Source organism: Saccharomonospora iraqiensis subsp. paurometabolica YIM 90007 (assembly GCF_000231035.2).
Lineage (GTDB): Bacteria > Actinomycetota > Actinomycetes > Mycobacteriales > Pseudonocardiaceae > Saccharomonospora > Saccharomonospora paurometabolica.
Genome location: NZ_KI912247.1, coordinates 107524 through 113154, shown reverse-complemented (window position 1 = coordinate 113154; position 5631 = coordinate 107524). Strand labels below are relative to the sequence as shown.

The window sequence follows — 5631 nt, the reverse complement described above, 5'->3', positions numbered from 1 at the left end:
GGGTCGCCGGGGCCGACGGACCCGTCGCCGGAACACCGTCACCGTCCGGGGCGACCACCCCGGTGGCGTCCCCGGAGCCGTCGCCCGGGGCGTCCCCGTGGGAGTCACCGGCGGATCCGGCGGTGGAATCGGCGGTCGTGGTGCCGGCCCCGGTGCCGGGGGTCGCCCCCCCATCGTCGCCCGCGACCCGCTGCCAGGGTGGCGGTTCCCCCGGGCTGGTGTCGGTGGTGCCGCCCGAGCCGCTCTGTTCGGTGTCGTCAGAAGATGTCACAAACCGTCATCCCTCGTCACTCGCGCGCCACTGGTGCCCGGGTCGTGCGACCCGCCTACTCCGCGTCCTGCGGCTCGCCTCCGGCGGCGGTGTCGTCCCCGGAACCCGCGTCGTCCCCGGACTCCGCCCCGGACACGGCCTCGGAGGCGATGCTCCCGTCCTCCTCCGGTGGAAGTTCACCGGTGGTGGTGCCCTCTCCGGGGACGTCCGAAGGCCGGTCGGCGTTGCGTGCCACGGCGAGCAGAGCGTTCCCCTCGCCGAGGTTCATCAATCGGACGCCCTTGGTCTGCCTACCCGCCTTGCGGACCTCACCCGCGGGGGTCCGGATAACTCCACCACTGGAGGTGATGGCGTACAACTCGTCCTCGATGTCGACGATCAGCGCGGCGACGAGCGCTCCGCGCCGTTCGTCGTGCTGGATCGTCAGCACACCCTTACCACCGCGGCCGCGCGGCGGGTATTCCTCGACCGGGGTGCGTTTGGCGTACCCACCGTCGGTGGCGACGAGCAGGTCGGTGTCCGGCCGCACGACGTTGACGCTGAGCAGCTCCGCGCCGTCGTTGAACCGCATGCCGAGCACCCCCGAGGTGGCCCGGCCCATCGGGCGCAGCACCTCGTCGGTGGCGTGGAAGCGGATGGACTGGCCGTCCGAGGACACCAGCAGCAGGTCGTCCTCGGCCGAGGCGAGCACCGCGCCGACGAGCTCGTCGCCCTCCCGCAGGTTGATCCCGATCAGACCACCGGAGCGCGGGGAGTCGAAATCGGACAGCCGGGACTTCTTCACCAGCCCCTTCCGCGTGGCCAGCACCAGATACGGAGCCACCTGGTAGTCCCGGATCTGGATGACCCCGGCGATGTGCTCCTCCGGCTGGAACGCCAGCAGGTTCGCCACGTGCTGCCCGCGCGCGCTGCGGTTGGCCTCCGGCAGGTCGTACGCCTTCGCCCGGTAGACCCGGCCCTTGTTGGTGAAGAACAGGATCCAGTCGTGCGTCGAGCACACGAAGAAGTGCTGCACGATGTCGTCCTGGCGCAGCGTGGTGCCCTGCACCCCCTTGCCGCCGCGCTTCTGCGACCGGTACAGATCGGTCTTCGTCCGCTTCGCGTAGCCCGTCCGGGTGATCGTCACGACGACGTCCTCCACCGGGATCAGGTCCTCGGCGGAGACGTCCCCGTCGTACGGGATGATCTGCGTGCGGCGCTCGTCGCCGTACTTCTCGACGATCTCGGCGAGTTCGGTCCGCACGATCGAGCGCTGCCGCTCGGGCTTGTCCAGAATGTCCTTCAGATCGGCGATCGTGGCCTCGCGCTCGGCCAGTTCGTCGGTGATCTTCTGCCGCTCGAGGGCGGCCAGCCTGCGCAGCTGCATGTCCAGGATCGCGGTCGCCTGCACCTCGTCGACCTCGAGCAGCTCCATCAGCCCGGTGCGCGCCTCGTCCGCGCTCGGCGACCGGCGGATCAGGTTGATCACCGCGTCCAGCTGGTCGAGTGCCTTGACCAGACCACGCAGGATGTGCGCGCGCTCCTCGGCCTTGCGCAGCCGGTACCGGGTCCGGCGGACGATGACGTCGATCTGGTGGGCCACGTAGTGCCGCACCATCTGGTCCAGCCGCAGGGTCCGCGGGACCCCGTCCACCAGCGCCAGCATGTTGACGCCGAAGTTGTACTGCAGCTGGGTGTGCTTGTAGAGGTTGTTCAGCACCACCTTCGCCACGGCGTCCCGCTTGAGCGTGATGACGATGCGCATCCCGCTGCGGCTGTTCGTCTCGTCGGCGATGTCGGCGATGCCGGTGAGCTTGCCGTCCCGGGCCAGCGTGGCGATGTTCTCCACCAGGTTGTCCGGGTTCACCTGGTACGGCAGCTCGGTGACCACCAGCGTGGCGCGGCCCTTGGTGTCCTCCTCGACCTCGACCACCGCGCGCATCCGGACCGACCCGCGGCCGGTGCGGTAGGCCTCGGAGATCCCCCTGGTGCCGAGGATCAGCCCGCGGGTCGGGAAGTCCGGCCCCTTGATGCGCTCCATCAGCGCCTCGAGCAGTTCCTCCTCGCCGGCCTCGGGGTGGTCCAGCGCCCAGATCACCCCGTCGGCGACCTCGCGGAGGTTGTGCGGCGGGATGTTGGTCGCCATCCCCACCGCGATGCCGGAACCGCCGTTGACCAGCAGGTTCGGGATACGACTCGGCAGAACGTCGGGCTCGCGCGTGCGCCCGTCGTAGTTGTCGGAGAAGTCGACCGTCTCCTCCTCGATGTCCCGCAGCATGTCCATCGCCAGCGGGTCGAGGCGGGATTCGGTATACCTCATCGCGGCGGCCGGATCGTTGCCCGGGGAGCCGAAGTTGCCCTGGCCGTCGATCAGCGGGTACCGCATCGACCACCCCTGCGCCAGGCGCACCAGGGCGTCGTAAATCGCCGAGTCGCCGTGCGGGTGGTAGTTACCCATCACGTCGCCGACCACGCGGGAGCACTTGTTGTACCCGCGGTCGGGGCGGAAACCGGAGTCGTACATCGAGTAGAGCACCCGGCGGTGCACGGGCTTGAGTCCGTCCCGCACGTCCGGCAGGGCCCGCGACACGATGACGCTCATCGCGTAGTCGATGTACGAGTTCTGCATCTCCTGTTGGATGTCAACAGGTTCGACACGGCCCCGGTGGTCCGGTTCCAGCGTTTCGGTCACGGAGAAGAAGTCCTTTCACACGAGCGACGTCGGCGGGCGGGCGCGCGGCCGGGGTGCGCCGGGCGCCGCGTCAGACGTCCAGGAAACGCACGCCCTTGGCGTTGCGGGTGATGAACGAACGGCGGGCCTCGACGTCCTCGCCCATCAGCACGGAGAAGAGCTCGTCGGCCGTGGCCGCGTCGTCCAGGCTGACCTGGAGCAGCACGCGGTTGGTGGGGTCCATGGTGGTCTCCCACAGCTCGTCGGCGTTCATCTCGCCGAGACCCTTGTACCGCTGGATGCCCTCGTCCTTCGGCAGCTTCCGGCCCGCCTCGGCGCCCGCGCGGAGCAGGCCCTCCTTCTCGCGCTCGGTGTAGGCGTACTCGGCGTCGTTCCGCGGCCACTTGATCTTGTAGAGCGGCGGCGAGGCCAGGTACACGTACCCCTGCTCGATCAGCGGGCGCATGAATCGGAACAGCAGCGTCAGCAGCAGTGTGCGGATGTGCTGGCCGTCGACGTCGGCGTCGGCCATCAGCACGATCTTGTGGTACCGCAGCTTCGAGATGTCGAACTCGTCGTGGATGCCGGTGCCCAGCGCGGTGATCAGCGACTGGACCTCCGCGTTCTTCAGGACCTTGTCGATCCGCGCCTTCTCCACGTTGATGATCTTCCCGCGGATGGGCAGGATCGCCTGGTAGTGCGAGTCGCGGCCCTCCTTGGCCGAGCCGCCCGCGGAGTCACCCTCGACGATGTAGAGCTCGCACTTCTCCGGGTCGGTGGAGCGGCAGTCCTTCAGCTTGCCCGGCAGGCCGCCGATGTCCATCGCACCCTTGCGCCGCACCAGGTCGCGGGCCTTGCGCGCGGCCAGCCGGGCCTGGGCGCTGGAGACCGCCTTGTTGATGATCACCTTGGCTTCGGCGGGATTGCGCTCGAACCAGTCGGCCAGCCACTCGTTGCAGGTCGTCTGCACGAACGAGCGAACCTCACTGTTGCCCAGCTTGGTCTTCGTCTGGCCCTCGAACTGCGGCTCGGCGACCTTGACGGAGATGATGGCCGCGAGGCCCTCCCGCACGTCGTCGCCGGTGAGGTTGGCGTCCTTCTCCTTGAGCAGCCTCTTGTCCCGCGCGTAGGCGTTGACGACGCGGGTGAGCGCGGCGCGGAAGCCCTCCTCGTGGGTGCCGCCCTCGTGGGTGTTGATGGTGTTGGCGAAGGTGTAGACCGACGGGGTGAAGCCGTTGTTCCACTGCATCGCGACCTCGACCTCGACGCCCTCGCCCTGCTCCTCGAAGGAGACCACGGTCGGGTGGATCGCGTCCCTGGAGGCGTTGATGTGCCGGACGAAGTCCTCCAGCCCACCCGGGTAGTGGTAGGTGCGCTCCTTGACCTCGGCCTGCTGGCCGGCGGCGTCCTCGTCCTCGTCCCCGGAGACCCGCTCGTCCCGCAGCACGATGGTGAGCCCCTTGTTCAGGAACGCCATCTCCTGCAGGCGGCGGGCGACCGTCTCGGCGCTGAAGTGCGTGGTCTCGAAGATCTCCGGGTCGGCGAAGAACGTCAGGCTCGTCCCGGTGCGCTCGGTGGGCCCCTTGTCCAGCAGTTCGCCGGGGACCGACTTCTCGTAGTGCTGCACCCACATCGTGCCGCCGCGGTGGACCTCCACGTCCAGCGTGCTGGACAGCGCGTTCACCACGGAGACGCCGACGCCGTGCAGCCCGCCGGAGACCGCGTAGGACTCGCTGTCGAACTTGCCGCCCGCGTGCAGCTGGGTCAGCACGATCTCCAGCGTCGGCTGACCGTGCACGGGGTGCTCCTCGACGGGGATGCCGCGACCGTCGTCCACCACCCGCACGCCACCGTCGGCGAGCAGGGTGACCTCCACCTGGCTGGCGTGGCCCGCCATCGCCTCGTCGACGGAGTTGTCCACAACCTCCCAGATCAGATGGTGCAGGCCACGCTCACCGGTCGAACCGATGTACATGCCGGGGCGCTTGCGGACCGCCTCCAGGCCCTCGAGCACCGTGATGGAGGACGCACTGTATTCGCTGTTACTCGCTGCCACCGGCCTGACTTCTCCTCGTCTCGCCCAACGGACACCGGGGACGTCCGGGTCACATCCGGCCCGCGTCGGGCCCGAAGCTGGTATTCGTTCCGGCACCGATCCGGCTTGCCTCACCCAAGTTTACTTGGCCGGTCGTACTCACAGGCACCAAGGACACCCCTGGCTGCGCCACAGAGCCACGAATTCGGACACGGACGAGTCCCGTCCCGATGACCTGCCCGACCGCGCCTCGACGCCGCGTCTGCGGCGCCCGTGGGAATGCCTCCCGTCGGGCGCGGTCGCGGCGCCGTGCGGGCGGTCAACCATAGGTGTCCCGCGGCCCCCGGCCGGAGATGTGCCGGGGCCCCTTGCGCCAGCTCGGCGCGGTCGGTCCCTGGATGCGCATCTTCGTGACCACCCCGTGTCCGACTCCGGCCGCGATTCTCGCGAGCAGCTGACGCTGGAGCAAACGCAACTGCGTGGCCCATGCGGTGGAACTGGCGCGCACGGTCAGCTCACCGTCGGTGAGGGAGACGGGCTGTGCGTGCTCGGCGACCTCCTCGCCGACCAGCCGCGACCACTGGCCGAACACCCGGCCGTCCGCCAGCCGCTGGTTCCAGCCGAGCTGGGACGCCATGCGGGAGACCAGCCTGCCCAGCGGCTGCGGATCCCGGT

The 5631-nt window shown here is 69.2% G+C and carries 3 protein-coding genes and 1 pseudogene; all 4 read right to left on the bottom strand.

The window, feature by feature from the left end:
• Positions 1-271, bottom strand: a pseudogene (locus SACPADRAFT_RS33995) (hypothetical protein); the annotation flags it as partial.
• Positions 272-326: 55 nt separating this feature from the next.
• Positions 327-2942 (bottom strand): DNA gyrase subunit A, encoded by a 2616-nt coding sequence (gene gyrA, locus SACPADRAFT_RS0214760; protein ID WP_007026248.1) that lies wholly within the window; start codon positions 2940-2942, stop codon positions 327-329.
• 70 nt (positions 2943-3012) lie between these two features.
• Positions 3013-4977, bottom strand: a complete 1965-nt coding sequence (gene gyrB, locus SACPADRAFT_RS0214755; RefSeq protein ID WP_007026249.1) for a DNA topoisomerase (ATP-hydrolyzing) subunit B — start codon at positions 4975-4977, stop codon at positions 3013-3015.
• Positions 4978-5275: 298 nt separating this feature from the next.
• Positions 5276-5631, bottom strand: a 356-nt coding sequence (locus tag SACPADRAFT_RS27875; RefSeq protein WP_007026250.1) for a DciA family protein, incomplete at its 5' end; no start/stop codon positions are given.